We start from the raw sequence: 24,050 nt of genomic DNA on the forward strand, positions 1-24,050 counted from the left end.
CATCTGATGCAAAAGACCGTTCATATCATCGGCGCCGGTATTTCCGGCCTCTCGGCAGCCGTTCGCCTTTCGAGCGCGAACTACACGGTGCACGTCCACGAGGCGACGCAGCAAACCGGCGGCCGTTGCCGCTCTTATTTCGACGCCGCGACCAATCTCACCATCGACAACGGCAATCACCTGTTGCTGTCCGGCAACCGCCATGCCCTGGCCTATGCAAAATCGATCGGCACCGAAGCCGGGCTGGTCGGGCCGGAACGCGCGAAATTTCCCTTTGTCGATCTTGCAACCGGCAAGCGCTGGGAACTCGATCTCGGCGCTTCCCGCCTGCCGCTTTGGGTGTTCGACGAAGCGCGCCGGGTTCCCGACACGAGCTTACGCGACTACCTCGCCCTGGCGCCGATCGTCTGGGCCGGCACCGACAAGCGGGTCGGCGATACCATCGCATGCAAAGGCACGCTGTACGATCGTCTGGTGCAGCCGCTGTTGCTCGCCGCGCTCAATGTCGACCCGCCCGAGGGCTCGGCGGGATTGGCCGGTGCGATCGTACGCGAGACGCTGCTTGCCGGCGGCGAGTCCTGCCGGCCGCTGATTGCGCGCGACGGTTTGAGCTCGGTCCTGATCGAACCCGCGGTGAAGCTGCTGCAGGAGAGGGGTTCGAGCGTGCGGCTCGGCCATGAGCTGCGACAGTTCGGCACAGTGTCCGATCATGTCAGCGAACTGAAATTCGGCGACGATACGATCGATCTGGCGCCCACTGACGCGGTGGTGCTCGCGGTCCCGCCGCGCGCTGCGGCATCGCTGGTGCCGGGCCTGAAGACGCCGACCAAATTCCGCGCCATCGTGAACGCGCATTTCCGCTTCGATCCGCCGCCCAATGCTGCGCCGATCCTCGGCGTGATCGGCGGCCTCGTCGAATGGTTGTTCGCGTTCCCGCAGCGGCTCTCGGTCACGATCAGCAATGGCGATCGTCTCGTCGACATGCCGCGCGAGGAACTCGCCCAGGCGATCTGGCGCGATGTCTGCAAGGCCGCCGGCATTTCCGGCGAATTGCCTCCATTGCCCGCTTGGCAGATCGTGCGCGAGCGCCGTGCCACATTCGAGGCCACGCCGGAACAGCACGCTCTGCGCCCCGGCGCGGTCACGGCCTATAAAAACCTGTTTCTCGCCGGCGATTGGACTGATACGGGACTGCCGGCAACGATCGAGGGATCGGTGCGGTCGGGTGACCGCGCCGCCGATCTGGTCCTGGCGAGGCCCTGACATACACCGGCGCACGTAGCAGCAGCACGTTCAAGAGAAGGAGAAATCGAACAAAATGGATGCCGTCAACGATACCGCCGCCGTCGATCCGATCGCACTGGAGAAGAGCATCTCCACGGCGACCGAGGCGCTGCTCGGCCATCGGCAATCCGACGGACATTGGGTGTTCGAACTCGAGGCCGACAGCACGATCCCGGCGGAATATGTGCTGCTGTGCCACTATCTGGGCGAGCCCGTCGACAGCGGGCTGGAGGCGAAGATCGGCAACTACCTTCGCCGTGTGCAGGGCGCCCATGGCGGTTGGCCCTTGGTGCATGACGGTCCGTTCGATATGAGCGCGAGCGTGAAGGCCTATTTCGCGCTGAAGGTGATCGGCGATTCCGTCGACGCGCCGCATATGGTGAAAGCGCGCGAGGCGATCCGTTCGCGCGGCGGAGCCGCGGGCTCCAACGTCTTCACCCGCTTCCTGCTGGCGCTGTTTGGTATCGTGACCTGGCGCGCGACGCCGGTGCTGCCGGTCGAGATCATGCTGCTGCCGATGTGGTCGCCGTTCCACATCAACAAGATCTCTTACTGGGCGCGCACCACGATGGTGCCGTTGATGGTCCTGGCCGCGCTGAAGCCGCGGGCCAAGAACCCGAAGGGCGTCGGCCTCGACGAACTGTTCCTGCAGGATCCCAAGTCGGTCGGCATGCCGCCGAAGGCGCCGCATCAGAGCTGGGGCTGGTTCCTGCTGTTCCGCGGACTCGATAGCGTTCTGCGCGTAGTCGAGCCGCTATTTACCAAGAGCCTGCGCCAGCGTGCGATCGATGCCGCGCTCGCCTTCATCGAAGAGCGGTTGAACGGCGAGGACGGCATGGGCGCGATCTATCCGCCGATGGCCAACATCGTGATGATGTATGACGCGCTCGGCAAGGACGAGAACTATCCGCCGCGTGCCGCCACGCGGCGCGGCCTCGAGAAGCTCCTGGTGATCCGCGACAACGAGGCCTATTGCCAGCCCTGCGTATCGCCGGTGTGGGACACTGCGCTGACCTGCCACGCGCTGGAGGAGGTCGGCGGCGAGGAGACCTTTGCCAAGGCCAAGCAGGGGCTCGATTGGCTGAAGCCGCGGCAGGTGCTCGATTTCAAGGGCGACTGGGCAGTGAAGGCGCCCGACGTCCGGCCGGGCGGCTGGGCGTTCCAGTATAACAACGACCACTATCCCGACCTCGATGACACCGCTGTGGTGGTCATGGCGATGGATCGGGCGCGCCGCTATACCGGCACCAAGGAGTACGATGCGGCGATTGCCCGCGCCCGCGAATGGATCGAGGGCTTGCAGAGCCGCGACGGCGGCTGGGCCGCCTTCGACGTCAACAACCTCGAATATTACCTCAACAACATCCCGTTCTCCGACCATGGCGCGCTGCTCGATCCGCCGACCGAGGACGTCACCGCGCGCTGCGTCTCGATGCTGGCGCAGCTCGGCGAGACCGAAAAGACCAGCAAAGCGGTTGCTGACGGCGTTGCTTATCTGCGCCGCACCCAGCTTGCCGAAGGTTCCTGGTTCGGCCGCTGGGGGCTGAACTACATCTACGGCACCTGGTCGGTGCTCTGCGCGCTCAACGCCGCCGGCGTCGACCATCAGGACCCGATGATTCGGAAGGCGGTCGACTGGCTGGTGTCGGTCCAGAATCAGGACGGCGGTTGGGGCGAGGACGCCGTCAGCTACCGGCTCGACTATCGGGGCTATGAGGCCGCGCCTTCGACCTCCTCGCAAACGGCATGGGCTTTGCTCGCGCTGATGGCGGCGGGAGAAGTCGAAAACCCCGCAGTTCGAGGGGGGGTGGAGTACCTAAAAAGCACACAGAGCGAAAAAGGACTCTGGGAGGAGCAGCGCTTCACGGCTACGGGCTTCCCGCGTGTGTTTTACTTGCGTTATCATGGCTACTCCAAGTTCTTCCCGCTCTGGGCGCTAGCGCGGTATCGGAATTTGCGAAGCACGAACAGCAGGGTGGTAGGGGTCGGAATGTGAGCTTGGGGGCGGGGGCCGCCGCGACTGTGGGGAAAATGCTGGATCCGCGGCCGGTCTTGATCGTAACGGGGTTAGTGCAGGAGGCCCGCATCGCGGCTGGGCCCGGCATGATCGTTATTTGCAGTTCCAGCGATCCGCAGCAGCTTCGTGCGCTATTGGCGACACTCGATTCGTCATCGTTCCGCGGCGTGATCTCGTTCGGCGTGGCCGGCGGGCTCGATCCGGCGTTGCGATCGGGTGACGTCGTAGTGGCGACGGAGGTGCTTTCCGGCGACACCCGATTCTTGGCCGATATGGCCTTGAACGACGAGATGGTTGCCAGCGCCACCTTGAAGCGCCGCAAGATCGTCAGGGGCGGGCTCGCGGGCGTTGAGCAGGTGATTGCGGCCAGGGCCTGCAAGGCGGCGCTGCGCTCCGAAACCGGCGCTGCCGCCGTCGATATGGAGAGCCACATCGCTGCGGCCTACGCGGCCAGGGCGGGCGTCCCGTTCGCGGCGCTCCGGGTGATCAGCGATCCCGCCCACCGCGCGCTGCCGGAATTGGCGAAGACCGCGGTCAAGCCGAACGGCGACATCGACCTGCGCAAGGTCCTGCGCGGGGTGGCGCGCAACCCGCTGACGCTGCGCTCGCTGGTCTCGACCGGAATCGACTTCAACCGCGCGCTGCGCTCCTTGCGCGGCTGCCGTGGCTTCCTCCTGGGTGGCGAGACCCTCGTCCCCGTGGAGCCGATTCGCTCGGCGGCGTAGCTGCTGAGGCCGTAGCCCGGGTGAAGCGTCAGCGTAACCCGGGACCGGTGTAAACGCTGGCTCAGAAAATCCCGGGTTACGCTGCACTCCTCCCGGGCTACGAAGCTTGGCAACAACGGGGCTGTCATTCCGGGGCGATGCGAAGCATCGAGCCCGGAATCCATTTCTCCGCCATCACCTACCGCTTGATGGATTCCGGGCTCGTGCTACGCACGCCCCGGAATGACGGCGGTGGGCGTGGTAAACGGGCTACGGACAAAACAAAAGGCCCGACCGTCATCGACGGTCGGGCCTTTTGCCTATTCGATTGTCGCTCGCGGCTTACGCGGCGGTTGAGGCTTTCTGCGCGGCCTTCTGCTGGGCGGCGGCCGCTTCGTCGCGGCGGATCTCGGAGAGTTTCTTCTGGACCTGCTCCGAGAAGATGTACTGCGCCGGGCGTTGCTTCGAGAGGTCGATCTCGGGCGCCATCGGACCCTTGGTGCGGATGCCGCGCATCGAGACCCACGCTGCCTTCAGCGGGTTGTTGAGCGCTGCGATCGCCGCGGTCGGCTCGTAGCCGCAATGCGCCATGCAGTCGGCGCACTTCTCATACTTGCCGGTGCCGTAGGAATCCCAGTCCGTGGTCTCCATCAGCTCCTTGAAGGTCTTGGCGTAGCCTTCGCCGAGCAGATAGCAGGGCTTCTGCCAGCCGAAGATGTTGCGCGCCGGCATGCCCCACGGCGTGCACTCGTATTCCTGGTTGCCGGCCAGGAAGTCGAGGAACAAGCCGGAATGCATGAAATTCCACTTCTTGCCCTTGCCGAGTGCAAAGACGTCGCGGAACAGCTTCTTGGTCTTGGTGCGGTTGAGGAAATGCTCCTGGTCCGGCGCGCGCTCATAGGCGTAGCCCGGCGACATCGAGACGCCGACGCCAAGCTCGGTGGTGAAGTCGAGGAATTTGGCGATTTCTTCCGCCGGATGCCCGTCGAAGATGGTGGCATTGACGTTGACGGTGAAGCCGCGCGCCTTCGCCGCCTTGATCGCGGACACCGCGCGGTCGAACACGCCCTTCTGCGACACCGCCTTGTCGTGGTGATCCTTCAGGCCATCCAGATGCACGGAGAAGAACAGGTATGGCGACGGCTCGAACAGGTCGAGCTTCTTTTCCAGAAGCAGCGCGTTGGTGCAGAGTGAGACGAACTTCTTACGCGCCACCAGGCCGCGGACGATCTCGCCGATCTCCTTGTGGATCAGCGGCTCGCCGCCGGGGATCGCGACCATCGGCGCGCCGCACTCGTCGGCCGCGTCCCAGCATTCCTGGGCGGTCATGCGACGGTTGAGGATCGCATCCGGATAATCGATCTTGCCGCAGCCGACGCAGGCGAGATTGCAGCGAAACAGCGGCTCCAGCATCAGCACGAGCGGATAGCGCTTGCGGCCCCGCAGCTTCTGCTTGAGCAGATAGCCGCCGATGCGGAGTTCCTTGAAGAAGGGTATTGCCATTCTTTCTCTCTCGACTCTCACGACCTAGTTTGGGTCAGCCCGCGGTCAGTTCGGCCGGCAGGCGGAATTCGATGTTCTCTTCCCGGCCCGACAGGACCGACACCTTGACCGGTCCGATGCGCCGCAACGCCTCGATCACGTCGTCGACCAGCACTTCGGGTGCCGAGGCACCTGCCGTGATGCCGACGGTCTTCGCATTGTTCAGCCATTCCGAGTTGAGTTCGGTGCCATCGGCAATGAGGTAACTGGCGACACCGGCCTCGGTGCCGATCTCGCGCAACCGATTGGAATTGGAACTATTGGCGGCCCCAACCACCAGGATGACATCCACCAGCTTGCTCAGGTCCCTTACCGCGGATTGGCGGTTCTGTGTGGCATAACAGATATCGCGGATGTCAGGGCCTTGAATGTCTGTAAACCGCGCCTGGAGCGCCAGAATAATCTCACGTGTGTCATCTACGCTCAGTGTGGTCTGGGTGATGTAGGCGACTGGCGTATCAGCCGGCAGCGTCAGGGCCTTGACGTCCTCGACACTCTGGACCAGCAGCACGGGGCCTGGAACCTGGCCCATGGTTCCCTCGACCTCGGGGTGGCCGGCATGCCCGATCAGGATCAATGCCCGGCCCTTCGACATATAGCGCTTGCCCTGGTTGTGAACCTTGGTGACCAGCGGGCAGGTGGCGTTGAGCACCGGCAGGCCGCGTGCGGCGGCCTCTTCCTCGACGCTGCGCGCCACGCCATGGGCGCTGAACACGGTCACCGCGTTCGCCGGAACCTCGGAAAGGTCCTCGACGAAGATCGCGCCCTTGTTCTTCAGGCTTTCGACGACGTATTTGTTATGGACGATCTCGTGCCGCACATAGACCGGCGGCCCGTATTTCTCGAGCGCCCGCTCGACGATCTCGATGGCGCGCACCACGCCGGCGCAAAACCCCCGCGGCTGCGCTAGAAAAACCTCCATGGGACGTCCGTTAAGCAAATTGCACCAATCCTGATCCGAAAACCCGCGCGACCGAATACTGCAGCCGGCATGTCCTGCCTGCTGCAATATCCACACCACCGGTTCCTGCACTTAAGCCCACCCCCAAGCGCACGGAAGAAGAGCGCTTTGTGTCAAAAAATGAGCGTCTAGGAAAGCCGGATTACGGAACGGTTATCACTCGGGTTACCATTTTAAGGTATCAAAATACCTAAAACTGCGGCATTAATGCCCAACCCATCTCACTTGTTCGTCACTTTATTGCCCGCTGGGGCGGGATATACCGCGCGCAACGCCGTTCCGGCCGTTTTCGACGCTGCTTCGTGAACCAGCGGTCGGGCGGTCGAAACAACATTAGATCGGCCCTGGGAACTCCGCTACATAGCGGGCGTTTTCGGCGTGCTTCCTGAGATCAGAAAGAAATGAAGTGCTGACACGTATTGTTGTCTCGATTGTTAAGACGTGCACGCGATTTGCCGTCCCTGTCGTCGTGCTCTCGCTGATTCTTGCGGTGGCGGCGGGCTATTATGCGGCGCGCAACTTCACGATCAATACCGACATCAATACGCTGATCTCGCCCAACCTCGACTGGCGCCAGCGCGACATCAAGTTTGAGGAAGCTTTCGACCGCGAGCGCCTGATTCTTGCCGTCGTGGAGGCGCCCACGCCGGAACTCACGGGTCTGGCGGCCAAGGCGCTGGCCGATAAGCTTACCGGTGACACCGAGCATTTCGAATCGGTCACCCCGCTCGGCTCCGGCGAATTCTTCGAGAAGAACGGGCTTCTGTTTCTGCCGACCGAGGAAGTCGCGCAGGTCACCGGCGAGCTCGAATCAGCCGCGCCCCTGATCGAGATCATGGCCGGCGATCCTTCGATCCGCGGCCTCACCGGTGCGCTGGAGACCGGCCTTGCCGGCGTCAAGCGCGGGCAGGCCAAGCTCGAGAATGCCGCGCGGCCCTTCAACCTGATCTCTCAGACGGTCGAGGATGTCCTCAGCAACAAGGGCAATCCGACCTTCTCCTGGCGGGAGCTCACCAGCGATAAGCCGCTGACCGATTCGGACAAGCGCGCCTTCATCGAGTTCAAGCCGGTGCTCGACTATCAGGCGCTGGAGCCCGGCAAGGCAGCGACCGATGCGATCCGGCAGGCGGCTGCGGACCTGAAATTCGCAAGCGAATATGGCGCGCGCGTCCGCCTCACCGGGCCGGTCCCGATCGCGAACGAGGAATATGCCACCGTGCAGGACGGCGCCGTCATCAACGGCATCGGCACCGTGCTGATCGTATTGGTGATCCTGTGGCTCGCGCTGCATTCGGCCAAGATCATCTTCGCCGTGTTCCTGAACCTGTTCATCGGGCTTGCCATCACCACGGCCGTCGGCCTGATGATGGTCGGCTCGCTCAACCTGTTGTCGATCGCCTTTGCCGTGCTGTTCGTCGGCCTCGGGGTCGATTTCGGCATCCAGTTCAGCGTCCGCTACCGCTCCGAACGCTTCAAGAACGACAACTTGACGCTGGCGCTGGAGAACGCGGCGCGGCGCTCGGCGGTGCCGCTGTCGCTTGCGGCGATGGCCACCGCCGCCGGCTTCCTGTGCTTCCTGCCGACCGACTACAAGGGCATTTCCGAGCTCGGCAAGATCGCCGGCGCCGGCATGCTGATCGCGTTCCTCACCAGCATCACCACACTGCCGGCGCTCCTCGATCTGCTCAATCCGCCCGGCGAGAAGGAGCCGGTCGGTTACGCGTTTCTCGCGCCCGTTGACCACTTCCTGGAGAAGCATCGCGTCGCGATCATCATCTGCACGCTTGCGCTGGTGATCGCCGGCCTGCCGCTGCTCTACTACATGAAGTTCGACTTCAATCCGATCAACCTGCGCAACTCGCACGTCGAATCGATCGCGACCTTCCTCGATCTGAGGCGGGACCCGAACACCGGCGCCAATGCGATCAACGTGATGACGCATTCGGAAGCCGACGCCAGGAAGATCGAGGAGAGGCTGGAGAAGCTGCCGGAGGTGTTGAGCGTCCGGTCGCTCGACAGCTTCGTGCCGACCGATCAGCCGGCCAAGCTGAAGCTGATCGCGCAGGCGGCTAAGATGCTCAACCCGGCGCTCAATCCGGATTCGATCGATGCGCCGCCGACCGACCAGGAGAATGTCGAGTCCCTGAAGAGCTCGGCCGACAACCTCCGCAAGACAGCCGGCGACATCAAGAACGCCGGCGCCGTGGCTGCGCGCCGGCTTGCGGATGCGCTGACCAAGCTCGCCGATTCGAATCAGGCGACGCGCGATAAGGCGCAGAACGTGTTCGTTTCGCCGCTCAAGGTGGTGCTCGACCAGCTGAGGGACATGCTGCAGGCCCAGACCGTCACCCTGAAGTCGCTGCCGGAGGAACTGGTACGCCAATGGAAGGCCAAGGACGGGCTGATACGGGTGGAGGCCCTGCCGAAGGGCGATCCGAACGACAACGATACGCTGCGCAAATTCGCCGCCGCCGTGCTCGCGGCCGAGCCGACCGCGATCGGCGGCCCGGTCTCGATCCTGAAGTCCGGCGATACTGTGGTGAAGGCGTTCATCCACGCCGGCATCTGGTCGCTGATCGTGATCAGCCTGCTGCTCTGGCTGACGCTGCGGCGCATCGCCGACGTGCTGATGACGATCGTGCCGCTGCTGGTCGCGGGCGCCGTGACGCTGGAAATCTGCGTGCTGATCGGGCTGCCGCTGAACTTCGCCAACATCGTCGCGCTGCCGCTGTTGCTCGGCGTCGGCGTCGCCTTCAAGATCTATTACGTCACCGCCTGGCGTCAGGGCAGAACGAATCTGCTGCAGTCGAGCCTGACGCGAGCAATCTTTTTCAGCGCGCTGACGACGGCAACGGCGTTCGGCAGCCTGTGGCTTTCAAGTCATCCAGGAACCGCGAGCATGGGCAAATTGCTCGCGCTGTCGCTGGTCACGACTCTCGCTGCGGTGCTGCTCTTCCAGCCGGCACTAATGGGTAAACCGCGCGACGTCCGGAAGGAGGCAGATATCGCCGACGACGTCACCTGATGGGGCGGCTGGGACGGCTGCTGCCTGCTTCTGGCCGGCCGGTTGCTTGGAAGACGCGGCCGGCGCGGTGGCGGGAGCCGAGCTCACCGAGCCGGTGGTCTTGGGCGGCGTCGGAGCGGCTGCCTGCTGCGATGCACCTTTGGGCGCGGCGCCCTTGGCCATGCTGTTGGCAGGGGGCGTGCTGCCAGCGGCGCTGGAGGGAATCGGAGGCCCAACGCGGGTCCAGGTTTCGCCGCCGCAGAGAAAGCCCAGCACGCAGCCTTGAATCTCGAGCTTGTCAGAGCCAATTGGCTTGATCGTAGAGCTGTAGAGCTGACCGTCCTTGGCATTATAGACTTGGCCCTCCCACGCATCCGTGCCCGCCTTCTTCTTCATGTCGATCAGGATCGGCATGCCGAGCGTGGGCCGGCTTTGCCTCGCGGCGTCCGGATTATGCGTATCCTTGCCGCCGGGGGTCTTCTCCCAGGCGACTGCGCCCCAGAGGCTGCCGTTGCATTGTGCGACCCGGATATGGGCGACACCGTCAGCCACGCGCCAGTCGCCGGTCGGATCCGCAGCCAGCGCTGGGACCATTGTGCTCGCCAAAACGAATCCCGAGTATGCTATGGTGAGCGCGAGCTTGGGTGGGCAGTGCAACATGGTCTTACCTGTGCTTAAGTGTAGAAGAGCCAAAGCTTGGGGGCAAAACGCCGCATTCGGCGTTTTGAGTTGACGAAATGACCATCAACCGACGTATGTAGCCAATGCTAAGCTCAAATCTAGACGTTTCCGAGATGTTTGTGGAGCGCCAAGCGCAGCGCAGTTCCCTGCACGCGCGCTACTTGAACGAGCAGCTCGTGCGCGTGCTCAAAACCATCGGCTATGACGTCGGCTTTCAAAAAGGGCAAGGCCAATATCTCTTCGATCGTGAGGGGGCACGTTATCTCGACCTACTCAGCGGATTTGGCGTTTTTGCGATCGGCCGCAACCACCCGGCGCTGCGCCAGGCCTTGAAGAGCGTGCTGGATGCCGATCTGCCCAATCTCGTGCAGCTTGACGTGTCCACGCTCGCCGGCATCCTCGCCGAGCGCCTGCTCGAATATGTGCCATATCTGGACAAGGTATTCTTTTCCAATTCGGGCGCCGAGACGGTAGAAGCCGCCATCAAGTTCGCGCGTGGCGCGACCGGGCGCCCCGGCATCGTGTCCTGCTCGCATTCGTTTCACGGATTGTCCTATGGCGCGCTGTCGCTGATGGACGACACCAATTTCCGTTCCGGCTTCGAGCCGCTATTGCCCGGCTGTACCCAGATTCCCTTCAACGATCTTGCCGCGCTCGAGCAGGCGCTGTCGTCGCGCCAGGTCGCGGCCTTCATCGTCGAGCCGATCCAGGGCAAGGGCGTCAACATGCCCTCGGACGAATTCCTGCCCGGTGCCGCGGCGCTGTGCCGGAAATACGGCACGCTGCTTGTTGCCGACGAGATTCAGACCGGGATCGGCCGCACCGGCAAATTCCTCGCCGTCGAGCACTGGAATGTCGAGCCTGACATGGTGCTGCTCGCGAAGGCGCTGTCCGGCGGTCATGTCCCGGTCGGCGCGCTGCTGACGCGCAAGAGCATCTTCGACAAGATCTTCAACCAGATGGATCGCGCCGTCGTGCACGGCTCGACATTCTCGAAGAACGATCTGGCGATGGCCGCCGGCATCGCGACGCTCGACGTCATCAAGGCCGAGAAGCTGGTCGAGCAGGCCGCCAAGCGCGGCGCCGAGCTCCGCCTCGCGCTGACGCGGATGGTGCCGGGCTATGAGCTGATGAAGGAAGTCCGCGGCAAGGGATTGATGATCGGCATCGAGTTCGGCCCGCCGAAGTCGCTGCGCCTGCGTGCATCCTGGAACGTGCTGGAGACCGCCAACAAGGGCCTGTTCTGCCAGCTCATCACCGTGCCGCTGTTCAAGGACCACAAGATCCTGACCCAGGTCGCCGGCCACGGCCTCCACACCATCAAGCTCCTGCCACCGCTCGTCCTCACCGAGGACGACTGCACCTGGATCGAAAAGGCCTTCGACACCGTCATCGCCGGCAGCCACAAGGTCCCCGGCGCGATCTGGTCGCTCGGCAAGACGCTGGTCGACAACGCGGTGCGCAAGTCGGCGTAGCCGTGTGGACTCGTAGGGCGGATTAGCGAAGCGCAATCGCCGCAGCTCTCACCAACCAACGCGTGTTGGTGGACTACGCCTTCGACTAATCGGCTCTATCAACGACCTGGGAGGAGATGAAATGCGCATCACAGGCGGTTGTCATTGCGGAGCCATCCGTTACGAGGCTGAAGGCGAAGCCCTTACGCACGCCCTCTGCCACTGCTCGGATTGCAGGCGCCACGCCGGCGCGCCGATGGTCGGCTGGACGATGTATCCCGCCAATGCCGTCAAGGTGACGCAAGGCCAGCCCAAGGTCTACGAATCATCCGAGCACGGCCGCCGGCATTTTTGCGCCAACTGCGGCACCGGTCTTTTCTACGTCAACGAGCAGATGCTGCCCGGGATCATCGATGTTCAGAGCGGAACCTATGATGATCCTGACGTCGTTCCGCCAGTGATCCATGTCCAGGTCGCCGAGCGGGTCCAATGGATGGCACGCGCGCACGAGCTGCCCGTATTCGACCGATACCCTCCGCAGCAATAGTCGCCCACAACCGTCCGGCTACGTGGCCGGAGTCCGCATCGCCGTCTCGAACTTCTCGCCGAACTCGGCAAGCTCGTCGGCGGCGAGGTCGCTGACGGCCCAGAAATTCAGGCCGTGATCGCTCCAGTGGCGGATGTTGAAGCCCTGCCGCTGGCTCATCCGGGCGGCGTGGCGCTCGGTGTCCGATGTCTGCGCGACGAACAGGTTGATGACGTGCTGGCGCCTTCGATAGACCACGGCGCCGATCGGGCGGGCGTCGACATAGTCGAGGCGTCCGCCGATCAGGGTAAAGCCCAGGGCGGTGAGGTCGATCACCGGCGGGGCGACATCGAGCCTGCCGTTGAACCACGGCTTGACCGTGTGCTGGTCGGTGGAAAGCACGTCGGTGAGATGGCCGGCCTGCAGCGAGCGCAGATGCGCCGAGACCAGTTCCGACTGGACGCGCGCCTCGTCGTCGCTGCGCAGGATGACGGCGACGAGACCGGTGGCAGCCATCGCGGAGACCGCCGATCCCAGCGCGAAGCCGCGCAGCACCGCGCGGCGACTTGGGGCAACCTTCGGCTGCGGCAGCGCGGCCTCGATGCGCCGGCGCAGCTCGGGCGGCGCAGTGTAGCTTGCATCTTTTTCCGCGATCATGCGGCTGATCGCGCGATAGTCTTTCGCCAGCTCCGTGCAGCGCGGGCAGCCTGCGAAGTGGTCCTCGACCTCGCGCGCATGTCCCGCGTCGAGCTCGCCGTCGATCAGCGCCTGAAGCAGCACCTCGGCTTCCTCGCAGGTCATTTTGCTTGCTCCTGTTCCGCAAGCCACGCCGAGCGCAGCATCGCGCGGGCGCGGGCAAGTCGCGACATCACGGTGCCGACGGGCACGGCCGCAACATCGGCGATCTGGCGGTAAGAAAGGTTCTGGATTTCCCGGAGCACGAAGGTCTCGCGAAACGGTTCGGCGAGCGCCGCGATCAATCGGCGAATTGCCGCGGAATCCTTCTCGCGCAGCATCTGCGTCTCTGGCGTCTCCTGCGCCTCATGCCAGAGCGGGGTTACCTCCGAGCTACCAGCGACATCCTCGATCGCGCCGGTCTTGATGCCCGCGCGCCGCGCATATTCGGCGCGGCAGACATTGCGCAGGATCGCGAACAGCCAAGGCTTCATTGCCGGCCCGCGATAGCTGTCGAAATGCTTGTAGGCGCGCAGGAAACATTCCTGCACCGCATCTTCGGCATCGCTGGCGTCCCGCAGGAGATAGCGTGCCAATGTATAGGCATCGTCGAGATAAGGCAGTGCGGCCTCGCGAAAGCGCCGCGCCTTCTCGGGATTGTCCTCCGACGCGTTCATCGCCTCATGCCCGGTTTGTGCGGCGAATGTCTTGGCCCGTGTCTTGGCCCGGCCGGTGTCGATCCGCCGGCCGGGCAGGGGTGCGCTGGCAGAGATCGTCAACTTACTCGACCCTGATCATGCCCGTCATGTGCGGGTGCAGGGAACAAAAATATTTGTACTCGCCGGCCTCCGTGAAGGTGAATGAAAAGCTGCCGTCGGTGTCCATGGGCTTCGACCTGAATTTTCCCGCGCATACCACCGTGTGCGGAATGTCGTCGCGATTGGTCCAGGTGACGGTCGTGCCGGCCTTCACGTCGAGCTGCGCGGGCTGGAAAACGAAATTGTCGATATGCACTTCCATATCGGCGGCGCGCGCAGCGGTGGCGCGGAGCAGCATGGCCGCGGCGACGGCGATGCCGAAGTCACGGCGATTGATCGTGCTCATGAACCTGTTCCTCTTCAGCCCTGCAGCGGCGTGTCGATGATGGCGAGGCGCTCCTGTCCCTGCTTGAAGTTGACGCTGGCGATGCCGAGCACGCTGCGCAGCTTGGCATCCTCGACCTTCATCGGACCCGGCGAGGGCGCAGTGCCCGGCGCCGGCTGCGGGAAGGCGGTCGAGCGCGCGGTGTGGAAGGTGACGTTGCCTTCGACCTTCTGCATCACCTGGTGGATGTGCCCGTTCAGCACGGTCACCGAGCCGAAACCCTTCACATATTCCAGCGCGCGTGCGCCGTCCTCGGTGCCCCAGCCCCAGGTCGGATAGACGGTCCACAGCGGGATGTGGGCGAACAGCACGATAGGGGTCGATTTCGAGCGGCCCTTCAGATCGTCCTCGAGCCATTCGAGCTGCTCGGCGCCGAGATTGCCCAGGCCTCCGGCCTTGAGGTCGACGACGTTGACGAGGCCGACGAAGTGCACGCCGCCGGCGTCGAACGAATACCAGCCGGCGCCCCTGGTGCCGCGGCCGTAGCGCTCCTTGTAGAGCTTGACCTCCTCGTCGATCAGGTCGTGCTCGCCCGGCACGTAATGCACGTCGAGCTTGGCCTGCGAGATGACGCGCTCGGCATTGTCGAATTCGGCGGCCTTCGACAGATGTGTGATGTCGCCGGTGTGGATCATGAAGGAGGGCTTCGCCGGCATGGCGTTGATCTTGCCGATCCCTTCTTCCAGCGTGCCGAGCGCGTTCGGATTGGCGGCCTTGTCGAAGCCGACATGGCTGTCGCTGATCTGCAGGAAGGTCATGCCGGAAGCCTCGGCGGCTTGCGCAGAACCGACCATGCCGAGCGAGCGCGGCACGCCGCCCGCCACTGTCCAGAGCACGCCGGTGCCCGCCCAGGTCATGCACTCCAGCACCCTGCGGCGGCTCACGCCGCGCCCTTCGTCCCTGTGGTCGTGATCGAACTCGCTCATCGCAGTTCTCCATGCGCCCGTGATTGGGTCTGCGGAGATGTGATTGGGCGAGGGGAGGGGTTATTCCCGGCAGCGGCGGTCTATTGGCGCGAGGCGATGACGATTTCGTGAGCAGCAGCGCCGTGCAAGGTGTATCCCGTCAGGCGGCTGCGACCCAGCCTCGGAACGTAAATCCGGCGTAGAACAGGGCGACGTCGGAAAAGCCCGCTTCCGCGAGAAGCGCTTCGTCCTCTTCGGCGGACAGAATGGGCAGCCGCTGCGCCATGGAAGCGGCGGAGGCCGACACCTGCGCGGGATCGGCTCCGGTGCCGTTCGCGAACATGACGGAGCGCGTCAGCCAGCATTCGAGCGCGCCGCCCCGCGGCCGGCTGTGATGCGCCACGACGAGCGCCGCGCCCGGCTTGAGCCGTCGCCGCATCTCGCGCAGCGTGCGCAGGCGCTCCGGCTTCGAAAGGAAATGCAGTGTCAACAGGCAGGTCGCGCCATCGAAGGGCCCGGCAGGTGCGTCTTCGATCAAACCTTGCAGCAACCGGACCCTCGCGGCGAGCGGCCCCAGCACGTCACGCGCGAGATCGAGCATCGCCGCCGAGGGATCTATCCCCGTGAAGCCCCAGCGCGGCCTTGCCTCGGCGAACGCTTTCAGCTCCAGACCGCCGCCGGCACCGAGGACGAGGATATCAGCCGCTTCCGGCGCGCGTTCGGCGAGCAGCAGCGACGCCATGCGCTGAAGATCGGCGAAGCCGGGCACCTTGCGCGGCGTATCCTCGGCGTAGCGGGCGACCGCTGCGCGATCGCTGAAGTGGCGCACGATCTCGGAAACCGGCGAGGCAGCGGTGGACGCGTCATTCTTCATGCGCATTCTCGATCGAAATCCCGGTCTGCGTCATCAGATGACGCGCGAGCGCGTGCTGATGGGGAGGAAAGTCATGGGCCGGCACGCTCGGCCGCGACGAGAAGCGCGCGTACCAATTGGAGAGCCGGGAGCAATCGGACGGGATCGGCACGTCGTAGAAGCCGTCGACGTAACGAAGCGTCGCCATCGCGACGCAATCGGCGATGGTCACGGCTTCGCCGGCCAGGAATTCGGCATCGCCGATCATCCGCTCGGCGAGCCGCAGTTTCTGGAAATAGCTGGGAGCGCAGATCTCGGCGACGTCGCGACTTTCGCGGTCGACGCCGCGATTCAGAAGGCTGCCGTGCCGGGCCCACAGGGCGAAGAACGAAAGCGCGTCGTCAAAGACTGTGACGAGCTCCCGTGTGTGCGCCCGGTCCGCTGGCGTCCTGCCGCGCATGTCTGGGCCCGGACGGGTGTCCTCGAGATATTCGAGGATCGCCAGCGACTGCCCGACCACCGTCCCGTCGTCGTCTACGACGATCGGCAACGAACTGGCGGGCGTGAGACCTTTGAGCAAGGCCGGCGGCCAGTTCGTCTGGTCGGTCGGCGGATCCAAACGGATCAGTTCGATATCCGTGAGGCCCTTTTCGGCGACGTAGATAGTCAACCGCTGCGGGTAGGGGCCGAAGGCGAAGTTGTAGAGTTTCATGAGCCCGATCGTCGGTGGCGGCGCAGCGCGCCCGGCTACGCGACGATATAACGCCTTCTCGCATCTTTCGCAACTTCAATTGTTGCGTGATGCGTTCGGCCGGCCAGCATTCGACGCATGTACGTCGATCAGCTCCGCAAGCCGGTATCGAGGCGATAAAGCAGTGTGTGAAACCGCCCTTTGCTTGGGGCGCGTGTAGGAAATTGCTGGACGAGCTGCCTGATCTCGGGCGATGCACGCCCTATCGCCCACCGAATTTCAGCGTCGCTCGCACCGGGTTCGTCGCCGGCCGAAAGCGCCCTTGCATGCGCGGCGTAGGCGGCTGAGCTCAAGATGTGATTTGTCTGGTGCGATGTCGCGATTGGATGCGTGTAAGCCGTCGCGGCAGCGGTCGAAGCGGCACGAGCGGCTGCAGCTGCGGCAGGATCTTGCACATCTTTTGCGGCCGACTGTGCGCCCCACGCGAAGTTGCGAAGATCTGCGGTCCGTACACCGCTGCGCGCGAAAGCTCGTGCGGCGTAGATGGCTTGGTGCGGACGAGCGTCATTTGGAGCGCGCGCCTCGAACACCGGGAGTGCTCGTTCCGCGCAGTCGGCGGCCCAATTCGCAACATGGCATAGCTTCTCGATCGTCAATTCCGGTAAGGTTGGTTTGTCCATTTATTTGAACTTCCTCCACAATGGATATTCGCAACGAACTAACGTGTTGCTCTGGGCTGTTTCAATATAGAGGACCGGCGACGCGGCTTTGGATTAGCCCGGTGCTGCAGTGAGCGGGCTTCATCGTTCCGATCGCGCGAATTCCCGCAGGGCCTGCAACAGCATTGGCGGCGCTTCCTGCGCCACGCAATGGCCGATGCCATCGAAATTCCACGCGCTGACATCGGGAATGAGCGAGACGGCTCGTGACGCCATCTCCTTGTAGATCGGCCAGGACTTTTCGGCTGTGGCCACGCGCACGGGACAATCGATTTCACTGAGCCAGCCGAAAGGATTGCCGCGCGCATCTCCGGCGTAGACCTGCTCCATGGCCTCGAAGATCGGGCGCAGGATCGCCGACTCGATTTCGGGCGTGCAACGAAGCCGTACCCTTCCGTTCTCCAGGGGCGCAAAGCCATGCCTGATATAGGCCCAGAGCGAAGTCTCGGACCAATCCGCAAATGCCGGCGCGGCGCGATAACGTGTAAATACCGCGTCAAAACTGTCGAACTCGGCCTGGCGGCGCAGGGCGCCTTGCACGGAGGAGGTTGCTCGTTCGCTCAATCCCGTCACGCAGTCGCGCGCGGCGCGCGGATCCATAATGGTCGGCTCCATCACGAACAGGCGTGCGAAGCGTCCCGGCAGCAGCTTTGCGGCAAGCAGCAGGTCGGTTGCGCCTGCGCTGTGGCCGATGCCGTAAATGTCGTGCAGATCAAGCTCTTCGATGACCGCGCACACGTCCTGCGCATAGTCCTGAAAGTGATAGCAGTTCGCCGCGGGCTTGTGGCTGTCGCCGTGGCCGCGGCGATCGAGCGCATATACCGTGTAGTCGGATGCAAGATCGCGCGCGACGTCATCCCAGACGTCGGCCACGAAACCTGTGCCATGCAGCAGAAGCGCGGGCGGCCGGTGCGAGCTGTCTTCGGCCCATTGCACCAGCGCAATGCGCCTATCTGCAGACCCGATCGAGATGCGGCGCTGACTGAGCATACATTCTACACTGCAGAAACAAGCGTGATCCGGCCTGCCTCGCCGCGCTTACGATGCGGCTTCAGCCTGATTTCCACGTCCTGGTCGAAAGCAGTGAGCATCCGCATCAGTTTTTCCACGGATGCGAGCTTGAGGTGACCCCGCAGGAGTTTCGAGAGGTCGGGCTGTTTCATTTCGACCAGCTTGGCGGCCTCGGTCTGAGTCAACTCCCGTTCGGCCATCAGCCGCTTGAGCTGCGCGACCAGCGCGGCCTTCAATTGATGCTCCTCGGCGTTGGGCAAGCCGAGATCAGCGAAAATGTTGCCGGAGCCCTTGGTATGGGCGGGCACTTTTTTCTTGGCGCTCATCGCTAGTCTCCCTTGGTTGCCTTGTGGATAGCCTCCGCGTCGCGTAGACGCTGCCGGATCAAATCCATATGTCGTTGCGGTGTGGCGATCCCACTTGTGGATTTCTTTTGGAACGCATGCAGGACGTACAGGACGCCTTCGAACCGGACTGTGTAGACGGCTCGGTAAGTGTCGCCGTCAAAATTGTCTCGAATCTCTAGTACGCCGCCCAGGCCCTTCAAGGGCTTGGCGTTGCGTGGATGCTCGCCCAGTTGCGCTTCGAAAAGCGATTGACCGATCTCGCTTCGGACGGCTGAAGGAAAGGCCCGCAAGTCCTTCTGGCTCGAGCCCACGAAAATGGCAGGCTTAATCTCGCGCAACGCATCATTCACTTTTATATAGTAATATACCTATAGGATTTGGTCAATGGCTGCTGCCAAAGGCGAATTCGGCGCACAGAACGAGATGGGTTACCGCCCGTCCTCCAAAATCATCGCAGCGGCCTTCTCCGCGATCATCGCGGTCGGGGTGTTGGTGTTGCCCGAGGTGATCGTCGGCATCACGGACGCATCGGCGATGCGGAGGCCGGCGATGCCGTAGAAGCGCAGGCGTTCGTCGACCACGGCCATCGGGTCGCTGGCCGTGCCCATCTTCGCGGTGCCGACTGGGTGGAAGATCGTGGTGCCGATATCGCCGGCGGCTTTTGCCAGCGATGCATCGTCATCGCCCACAGAGGGGCCGGGCAGGAATTCCTCCGGCCGATATTGCGCAAGCGCTTTCTGCTTCATCAGGCGCCGCGTGGTGCGGATCGCGTCGGCTGCGACCTGGCGGTCCTCGTCGGTCGAAAGATAATTCGGTGCGATCGACGGTTTCTCGTCAGGCTGGGCCGAGCGGATGCGCACGGTGCCGCGCGACGTCGGCTGCAGGTTGCAGGCGCTCACGGTGATTGCGGGGAAGCGGTGCAGGGGATCGCCGAACTTGTCGAGCGACAGTGGCTGCACGTGGAACTGGATGTTGGCGCGCTCGCGGCGCGGATCGGAACGGGTGAAGATGCCGAGCTGGGACGGCGCCATGGTGAGCGGACCACGGCGGCGCAGCGCGTAGTCAAGGCCCATCAGGCCGCGGCGGAACAGCGAGTAATAGGTCTCGTTCAGCGTACGCACGCCAGTGACCTTGTAGATCGCGCGCTGCTGCAAATGATCCTGCAGGTTGCGCCCGACGCCCTGCCTGTCGAGCACGACATCGACGCCGAGCGGCGCAAGCCAGTCGGCGGGTCCGATGCCCGAACGCTGCAGCACCTGCACCGATCCGATCGCGCCGGCCGTCAGGATCACTTCGCCCGTGGTGCGGGCCTCGATGATTTCATTGTCGCGGATGAAGCGCACGCCCACGGCGCGGCCATTCTCGACGAGCAGGCGATCGACCAGCACGTTCTTTTCCAGCCGCAGATTCGGCCGGTGCAATGCGGGCTTTAAGAAGCCGCGCGCGGAAGACCAGCGGCGGCCGCGCTTCTGGTTGACGTGGAAATAGCTCACGCCTTCGTTGTCGCCGGTGTTGAAATCCGGAATGCGCTTGATGCCCATTTCTTCCGCGGCGTCGCCGACGGCGTCCAGCACTTTCCAGGACAGCCGCGGCGCCTCGATGCGCCAGCCGCCGCCCGTGCCGTGGTCCTCGCTCGGCCCGAGGAAATGATCCTCGATCCCGCGGAACACCGGCCGCACGTCGTCGTAGCCCCAGCCGGTGAGGCCGAGCTGGCGCCAGTGATCGTAATCGGCGGCCTGTCCGCGCATCGAGATCATGGCGTTGATCGCCGAGCAGCCGCCGATCACTTTGCCGCGGGGATAGGCGAGCGCGCGGCCGTTGAGGCCGGGCTCCGCCTCGGTCTTGAACATCCAGTCGGAACGCGGATTGCCGATCGCGAAGAGATAGCCGACCGGGATGTGAAACCAGATCCAGTTGTCGTCGCCGCCGGCTTCCAGCACCAGCACGCGCTTTGAGGCATCGGCCGAAAGCCGGTTGGCCATGATGCAGCCGGCGGTGCCGGCGCCCACGACGATATAGTCGAAATCACCCTCGAGCTTTCCAGGCATTCTCTTGCTTTCCACCCGTCCGTGGGCCGCGTTGCCCGAAAATGTTCCAGGCATCTGCGCATTTTTCTGCTGCCCAAACAATCAGACGTGGGCGGGAGGGACAAGCCCAGCCATGACGAATAGGCATGACCGGCCGGTGCGCCTGTTGGGTGGACCGCCGCTTGCATGCTAAACATCACACACGTTTGAATCACAGAACTTGAGAAGTGCCATGCCCATCGTCAACCGCGTCGCCGACCTGCAGCCCGCCATCCAGGCCTGGCGGCGGGATATCCACGAAAATCCCGAGCTGATGTACGACACCCACCGCACTGCAGCATTCGTCGCCGAGCGGCTGCGGGAATTCGGCTGCGATGAGGTCGCGACGGGGCTCGGCCGCACCGGCGTGGTCGGCGTCATCAAGGGCAAGAAACCAGCCGGCAGTGGCGACATCAGGGTGATCGGGCTGCGCGCCGACATGGATGCGCTGCCGATCGAGGAGGAGACCAATCTGCCCTATGCATCCAGGACGCCGGGTAAGATGCACGCCTGCGGCCATGACGGGCACACCGCGATGCTGTTAGGGGCCGCCCGCTACCTCGCCGAGACCCGCAATTTCGCCGGCAACGCGGTTGTGATCTTCCAGCCGGCCGAGGAGGGCGGCGCGGGCGCTGCCGCGATGATCAAGGACGGGCTGATGGAGCGGTTCGGCATCGAGCAGGTCTATGGCATGCACAATGGCCCCGGCATCCCCGTCGGCTCGTTCGCCATCCGGACCGGCCCGATCATGGCGGCAACGGACGCGATCGACTTCAGGATCGAAGGCCATGGCGGCCACGCCGCGCGGCCGCACAAATGCATCGACAGCGTGCTGGTCGGCTCACAATTGATCACGGCGCTGCAGTCGATCGTCTCGCGCACCGTCGATCCCTTGGATTCGGCCGTGATCTCGATCTGCGAATTCCACGCCGGCAATGCCCGGAACGTCATCCCGCAGACCGCGGAGCTGCGTGGCACGGTGCGCACGCTGACGCCGGAGGTGCGGGCGCTGGTCGAGAAGCGCATCCATGAGGTGGTCGCCGGCGTTGCGCAGATGACCGGCGCCAGGATCGACCTCACCTACGAGCGCGGCTATCCCGTCACCGTCAACCATCGCTCGCAGACCGAGTTCGCGACCAAGATCGCCAAGGAAATCGCCGGCGAGAACAACGTCCACGAAATGCCGCCGATGATGGGCGCGGAGGATTTCGCCTACATGCTGGAAGCGCGCCCCGGCGCCTTCATCTTCTGCGGCAATGGCGACAGCGCCGGCCTGCATCACCCCGCCTACAATTTCAACGACGAGGCGATCGTCTACGGCACGTCCTACTGGATCAAGCTGGTGGAGAACACGCTCGCGGTGTGACGCCCTTTCGTCGTCCTTCCCCGTCATTGCGAGCGCAGCGAAGCAATCCATGCCTCCGCTTGCGGAGAGATGGATTGCTTCGTCGCTGCGCTCCTCGCAATGACAGAGTGTGGCGCTATCCTCGCACAAAACAAAAAGGCCCCGCGCATCGCGCGGGCCTTTGTTGTTGATGGCTCTGCCGCTCAGAACACGTTCGCGAACAGCACGTAGAGCGAAGCCGACAGCATGATCGCGGCGGGCAGCGTCAGTACCCAGGCCATCAGGAGGTTGCGGATGGTCGCCATCTGCAGCCCCGAGCCGTTGGCGGCCATGGTGCCGGCGACGCCGGACGACAGCACGTGCGTGGTGGACACCGGCAGGCCGAAGGTGTCCGCGGCTCCGATGGTGGCGGCGGCAACGAGTTCGGCGGAGGCGCCCTGCGCGTAGGTCAGGTGGGTCTTGCCGATCTTCTCGCCGACCGTGATCACGATCCGCTTCCAGCCGATCATCGTGCCGAGGCCGAGCGCGATCGCCACCGCGATCTTCACCCAGGTCGGGATGAACTTGGTCGCGCTGTCAAGCGAAGCCTTGTAGGCATTCAGCGTCGCGACGTCTTCCTTGCTGAGGTCGCTCTCCTTGTCCTTCATCAGGAAGCGGATCGCTTCCGAAATCAGGTACATGTCGTTGCGGGTGTTGCCGACCGCTTCCGCGGGCACCTTGGTCAGCGAGCCGTACCTCGTCACCTGGTCGCTGACATCTTTCACCAGCACCGCGAGCGAGGGGAACGTGCCCTCATTGAGGTGGTGCAGCGAGATGTACTGCGTCACGGCCGGACGGGGATCGCCGATGATGCTGTGACCGGCGCCCTTCGCCGCGATCACCTTGGAGGCAGCTTCCGAGTTCTTCTGGAACTGGGCGACCATGGATTCCGGCAGCGTGCGGTTCAGCGCATACGCCGTCGGCACGGTGCCGATCAGGATCAGCATGATCAGGCCCATGCCCTTCTGCCCATCGTTGGAGCCGTGCGCGAAGCTGACGCCGGTGCAGGTCAGGATCAGGAGGCCGCGGATCCAGAGCGGCGGCGCCTTGTGGCCTTCCGGCGCGGCATAGAGCGCAGGGTTGCGCACGATCATCTTGAGCACGAGCAGGAGTATCGCGGCGCAGATGAAGCCAACCAGGGGCGACAGCAAGAGCGCGTAGCCGATCTCGGTGGCCTTGCTCCAGTCGACGCCGGAAGTGCCATCGCGGCCGCGCATCAGCGCGTTGGCAATGCCGACGCCGATGATCGAGCCGATCAGCGTGTGCGAAGACGAGGCCGGCAGGCCGAAATACCAGGTGCCGAGATTCCACAGGATCGCGGCGATCAACAGCGCGAACACCATGGCAAAGCCGGCGCTGGAGCCGACTTGCAGGATCAGCTCGACCGGCAACAGCGAGATGATGCCGAAGGCGACCGCGCCAGACGAGAGCAGCACGCCGAGGAAGTTGAAGAAGCCCGACCACATCACCGCGACTTCGGCCGGCAGCGAATGCGTGTAGATCACAGTCGCGACCGCGTTGGCGGTGTCGTGGAAGCCGTTGACGAATTCAAAGCCGAGCGCAATCAAGAGCGCAACGAACAGCAGGATGTAGGGCAAGAACGTGGTGACGCGGGTGCCGGTGGCATCGACGTCGGAATAGATGCTGTAGGCGACGAACAGCAACCCCGCCGCGAGGATGCCGAAGAAGAGGATCATCGTCAGCGGATTGAAGCCTTTATCGAGATTTGGCCTTGAAGCCGGCTGAATCGGTCTTTCGTCGCGTACTGAAGTATTGAGTGCAAAATCGGTCATTCTGAGGCCCCGTCGAAATACGGAAGGAGGCCCTTAGTCTTGACCATTGACTTGAAGGTTAGATGACAGCCGTAGTGTGCTTGAATGAAACGCGTGTCGCAACGGTGCTTGGGTGTTGCATCGATGATCGTCTGTCACGCGCGCTCGCGACACGAATGTTGACCATTCACATGACGAGCCATGCTCGTAGCGAAAGTGTGTGATGGATGTGTGATGGAGAGGAGCGGTCGCGCGCTGCCTGACGCCGGGGCTGTGGCGCCGTGGCAGCGCGTCGACCGCATGGGAACGTC

At 63.8% G+C, this 24,050-nt stretch carries 22 protein-coding genes; 7 read left to right on the plus strand and 15 right to left on the minus strand.

Going from position 1 to position 24,050, the window contains the following annotated elements; all coding sequences use genetic code 11:
• The first annotated feature begins 6 nt into the window (after positions 1–6).
• The 3 genes from hpnE to AC5ZGW_RS10410 are packed head-to-tail and all read left to right on the plus strand — an operon-like array spanning position 7 to position 4,026.
• Positions 7–1,263 (plus strand): hydroxysqualene dehydroxylase HpnE, encoded by a 1,257-nt coding sequence (gene hpnE / locus AC5ZGW_RS10400; protein WP_130224309.1) that lies wholly within the window; start codon positions 7–9, stop codon positions 1,261–1,263.
• A gap of 55 nt (positions 1,264–1,318) precedes the next feature.
• Positions 1,319–3,280 carry a squalene--hopene cyclase gene (gene shc, locus AC5ZGW_RS10405; protein ID WP_130224308.1) on the plus strand — a complete coding sequence of 654 codons (1,962 nt, stop codon included), beginning with the start codon at positions 1,319–1,321 and terminating at the stop codon, positions 3,278–3,280.
• Positions 3,277–4,026, plus strand: coding sequence for a phosphorylase (locus tag AC5ZGW_RS10410; protein WP_028167171.1), 750 nt, complete (start codon positions 3,277–3,279; stop codon positions 4,024–4,026). Before shc ends, AC5ZGW_RS10410 begins: the two co-directional genes overlap by 4 nt.
• A gap of 321 nt (positions 4,027–4,347) precedes the next feature.
• On the opposite strand, the gene hpnH is transcribed toward AC5ZGW_RS10410, so the two are convergent.
• Together hpnH and ispH are read right to left on the minus strand one after the other, a co-directional pair.
• A complete protein-coding gene (gene hpnH, locus AC5ZGW_RS10415) occupies positions 4,348–5,508 on the minus strand; it encodes an adenosyl-hopene transferase HpnH (RefSeq protein WP_028167170.1) in 1,161 nt (386 codons plus the stop codon).
• A 34-nt stretch (positions 5,509–5,542) separates the two neighbouring features.
• The gene (gene ispH / locus AC5ZGW_RS10420) at positions 5,543–6,469 is read right to left on the minus strand and encodes a 4-hydroxy-3-methylbut-2-enyl diphosphate reductase (protein ID WP_130224307.1); all 927 of its coding nucleotides are present in this window, start codon (positions 6,467–6,469) and stop codon (positions 5,543–5,545) included.
• Between the two features lie 445 nt (positions 6,470–6,914).
• On the opposite strand from ispH, the gene hpnN reads away from it, so the two are divergent.
• Positions 6,915–9,533 carry a hopanoid transporter HpnN gene (gene hpnN, locus AC5ZGW_RS10425; protein WP_130224306.1) on the plus strand — a complete coding sequence of 873 codons (2,619 nt, stop codon included), beginning with the start codon at positions 6,915–6,917 and terminating at the stop codon, positions 9,531–9,533.
• On the opposite strand, the gene AC5ZGW_RS10430 is transcribed toward hpnN, so the two are convergent.
• Positions 9,474–10,172, minus strand: a complete 699-nt coding sequence (locus AC5ZGW_RS10430) for a DUF2147 domain-containing protein (RefSeq protein WP_130224305.1) — start codon at positions 10,170–10,172, stop codon at positions 9,474–9,476. The genes hpnN and AC5ZGW_RS10430 overlap by 60 nt on opposite strands.
• A 104-nt stretch (positions 10,173–10,276) precedes the next feature.
• Here AC5ZGW_RS10430 and hpnO point away from each other — a divergent pair, with 104 nt between their 5' ends.
• Both hpnO and AC5ZGW_RS10440 read left to right on the plus strand, forming a co-directional pair.
• On the plus strand, positions 10,277–11,668 hold the full coding sequence (gene hpnO, locus AC5ZGW_RS10435; RefSeq protein WP_028167166.1) for an aminobacteriohopanetriol synthase HpnO: 1,392 nt from the start codon (positions 10,277–10,279) through the stop codon (positions 11,666–11,668).
• Between the two features lie 121 nt (positions 11,669–11,789).
• Entirely contained in the window at positions 11,790–12,194 is a 405-nt protein-coding gene (locus tag AC5ZGW_RS10440; RefSeq protein WP_130224304.1) for a GFA family protein, read from the plus strand.
• A gap of 18 nt (positions 12,195–12,212) precedes the next feature.
• Here AC5ZGW_RS10440 and AC5ZGW_RS10445 read toward each other — a convergent pair whose 3' ends face one another.
• The 11 genes from AC5ZGW_RS10445 to AC5ZGW_RS10495 form a co-directional block, all read right to left on the minus strand.
• Positions 12,213–12,974 carry an anti-sigma factor family protein gene (locus AC5ZGW_RS10445; protein ID WP_130224303.1) on the minus strand — a complete coding sequence of 254 codons (762 nt, stop codon included), beginning with the start codon at positions 12,972–12,974 and terminating at the stop codon, positions 12,213–12,215.
• The gene (locus tag AC5ZGW_RS10450) at positions 12,971–13,525 is read right to left on the minus strand and encodes a sigma-70 family RNA polymerase sigma factor (RefSeq protein ID WP_130224401.1); all 555 of its coding nucleotides are present in this window, start codon (positions 13,523–13,525) and stop codon (positions 12,971–12,973) included. The genes AC5ZGW_RS10445 and AC5ZGW_RS10450 overlap by 4 nt, the downstream gene beginning before the upstream one ends.
• Positions 13,526–13,628: 103 nt before the next feature.
• Positions 13,629–13,952 (minus strand): cupredoxin domain-containing protein, encoded by a 324-nt coding sequence (locus tag AC5ZGW_RS10455; protein WP_130224302.1) that lies wholly within the window; start codon positions 13,950–13,952, stop codon positions 13,629–13,631.
• Between the two features lie 14 nt (positions 13,953–13,966).
• Positions 13,967–14,917 (minus strand): metallophosphoesterase family protein, encoded by a 951-nt coding sequence (locus AC5ZGW_RS10460; protein WP_130224300.1) that lies wholly within the window; start codon positions 14,915–14,917, stop codon positions 13,967–13,969.
• 139 nt (positions 14,918–15,056) lie between these two features.
• On the minus strand, positions 15,057–15,770 hold the full coding sequence (locus AC5ZGW_RS10465) for a class I SAM-dependent methyltransferase (protein WP_130224298.1): 714 nt from the start codon (positions 15,768–15,770) through the stop codon (positions 15,057–15,059).
• Positions 15,760–16,461 carry a glutathione S-transferase family protein gene (locus AC5ZGW_RS10470; protein WP_130224296.1) on the minus strand — a complete coding sequence of 234 codons (702 nt, stop codon included), beginning with the start codon at positions 16,459–16,461 and terminating at the stop codon, positions 15,760–15,762. The genes AC5ZGW_RS10465 and AC5ZGW_RS10470 overlap by 11 nt, the downstream gene beginning before the upstream one ends.
• 128 nt (positions 16,462–16,589) lie before the next feature.
• Positions 16,590–17,120, minus strand: a complete 531-nt coding sequence (locus AC5ZGW_RS10475; protein WP_130224294.1) for a putative immunity protein — start codon at positions 17,118–17,120, stop codon at positions 16,590–16,592.
• A 120-nt stretch (positions 17,121–17,240) separates the two neighbouring features.
• Positions 17,241–18,149 (minus strand): alpha/beta fold hydrolase, encoded by a 909-nt coding sequence (locus AC5ZGW_RS10480; RefSeq protein ID WP_130224292.1) that lies wholly within the window; start codon positions 18,147–18,149, stop codon positions 17,241–17,243.
• A gap of 5 nt (positions 18,150–18,154) precedes the next feature.
• Positions 18,155–18,496 carry a helix-turn-helix domain-containing protein gene (locus tag AC5ZGW_RS10485; protein WP_130224291.1) on the minus strand — a complete coding sequence of 114 codons (342 nt, stop codon included), beginning with the start codon at positions 18,494–18,496 and terminating at the stop codon, positions 18,155–18,157.
• Positions 18,497–18,498: 2 nt separating this feature from the next.
• Positions 18,499–18,867, minus strand: coding sequence for a type II toxin-antitoxin system RelE/ParE family toxin (locus AC5ZGW_RS10490; RefSeq protein ID WP_130224289.1), 369 nt, complete (start codon positions 18,865–18,867; stop codon positions 18,499–18,501).
• A 78-nt stretch (positions 18,868–18,945) separates the two neighbouring features.
• A complete protein-coding gene (locus tag AC5ZGW_RS10495) occupies positions 18,946–20,565 on the minus strand; it encodes a GMC family oxidoreductase (protein WP_130224287.1) in 1,620 nt (539 codons plus the stop codon).
• A gap of 211 nt (positions 20,566–20,776) precedes the next feature.
• Here AC5ZGW_RS10495 and AC5ZGW_RS10500 point away from each other — a divergent pair, with 211 nt between their 5' ends.
• Positions 20,777–21,949 carry a M20 aminoacylase family protein gene (locus AC5ZGW_RS10500; protein WP_130224285.1) on the plus strand — a complete coding sequence of 391 codons (1,173 nt, stop codon included), beginning with the start codon at positions 20,777–20,779 and terminating at the stop codon, positions 21,947–21,949.
• 182 nt (positions 21,950–22,131) lie between these two features.
• On the opposite strand, the gene AC5ZGW_RS10505 is transcribed toward AC5ZGW_RS10500, so the two are convergent.
• Positions 22,132–23,760 carry an inorganic phosphate transporter gene (locus AC5ZGW_RS10505; RefSeq protein WP_130224283.1) on the minus strand — a complete coding sequence of 543 codons (1,629 nt, stop codon included), beginning with the start codon at positions 23,758–23,760 and terminating at the stop codon, positions 22,132–22,134.
• Between the last annotated feature and the right edge of the window lie 290 nt (positions 23,761–24,050).

The organism is Bradyrhizobium sp. Crot121, from assembly GCF_059512385.1.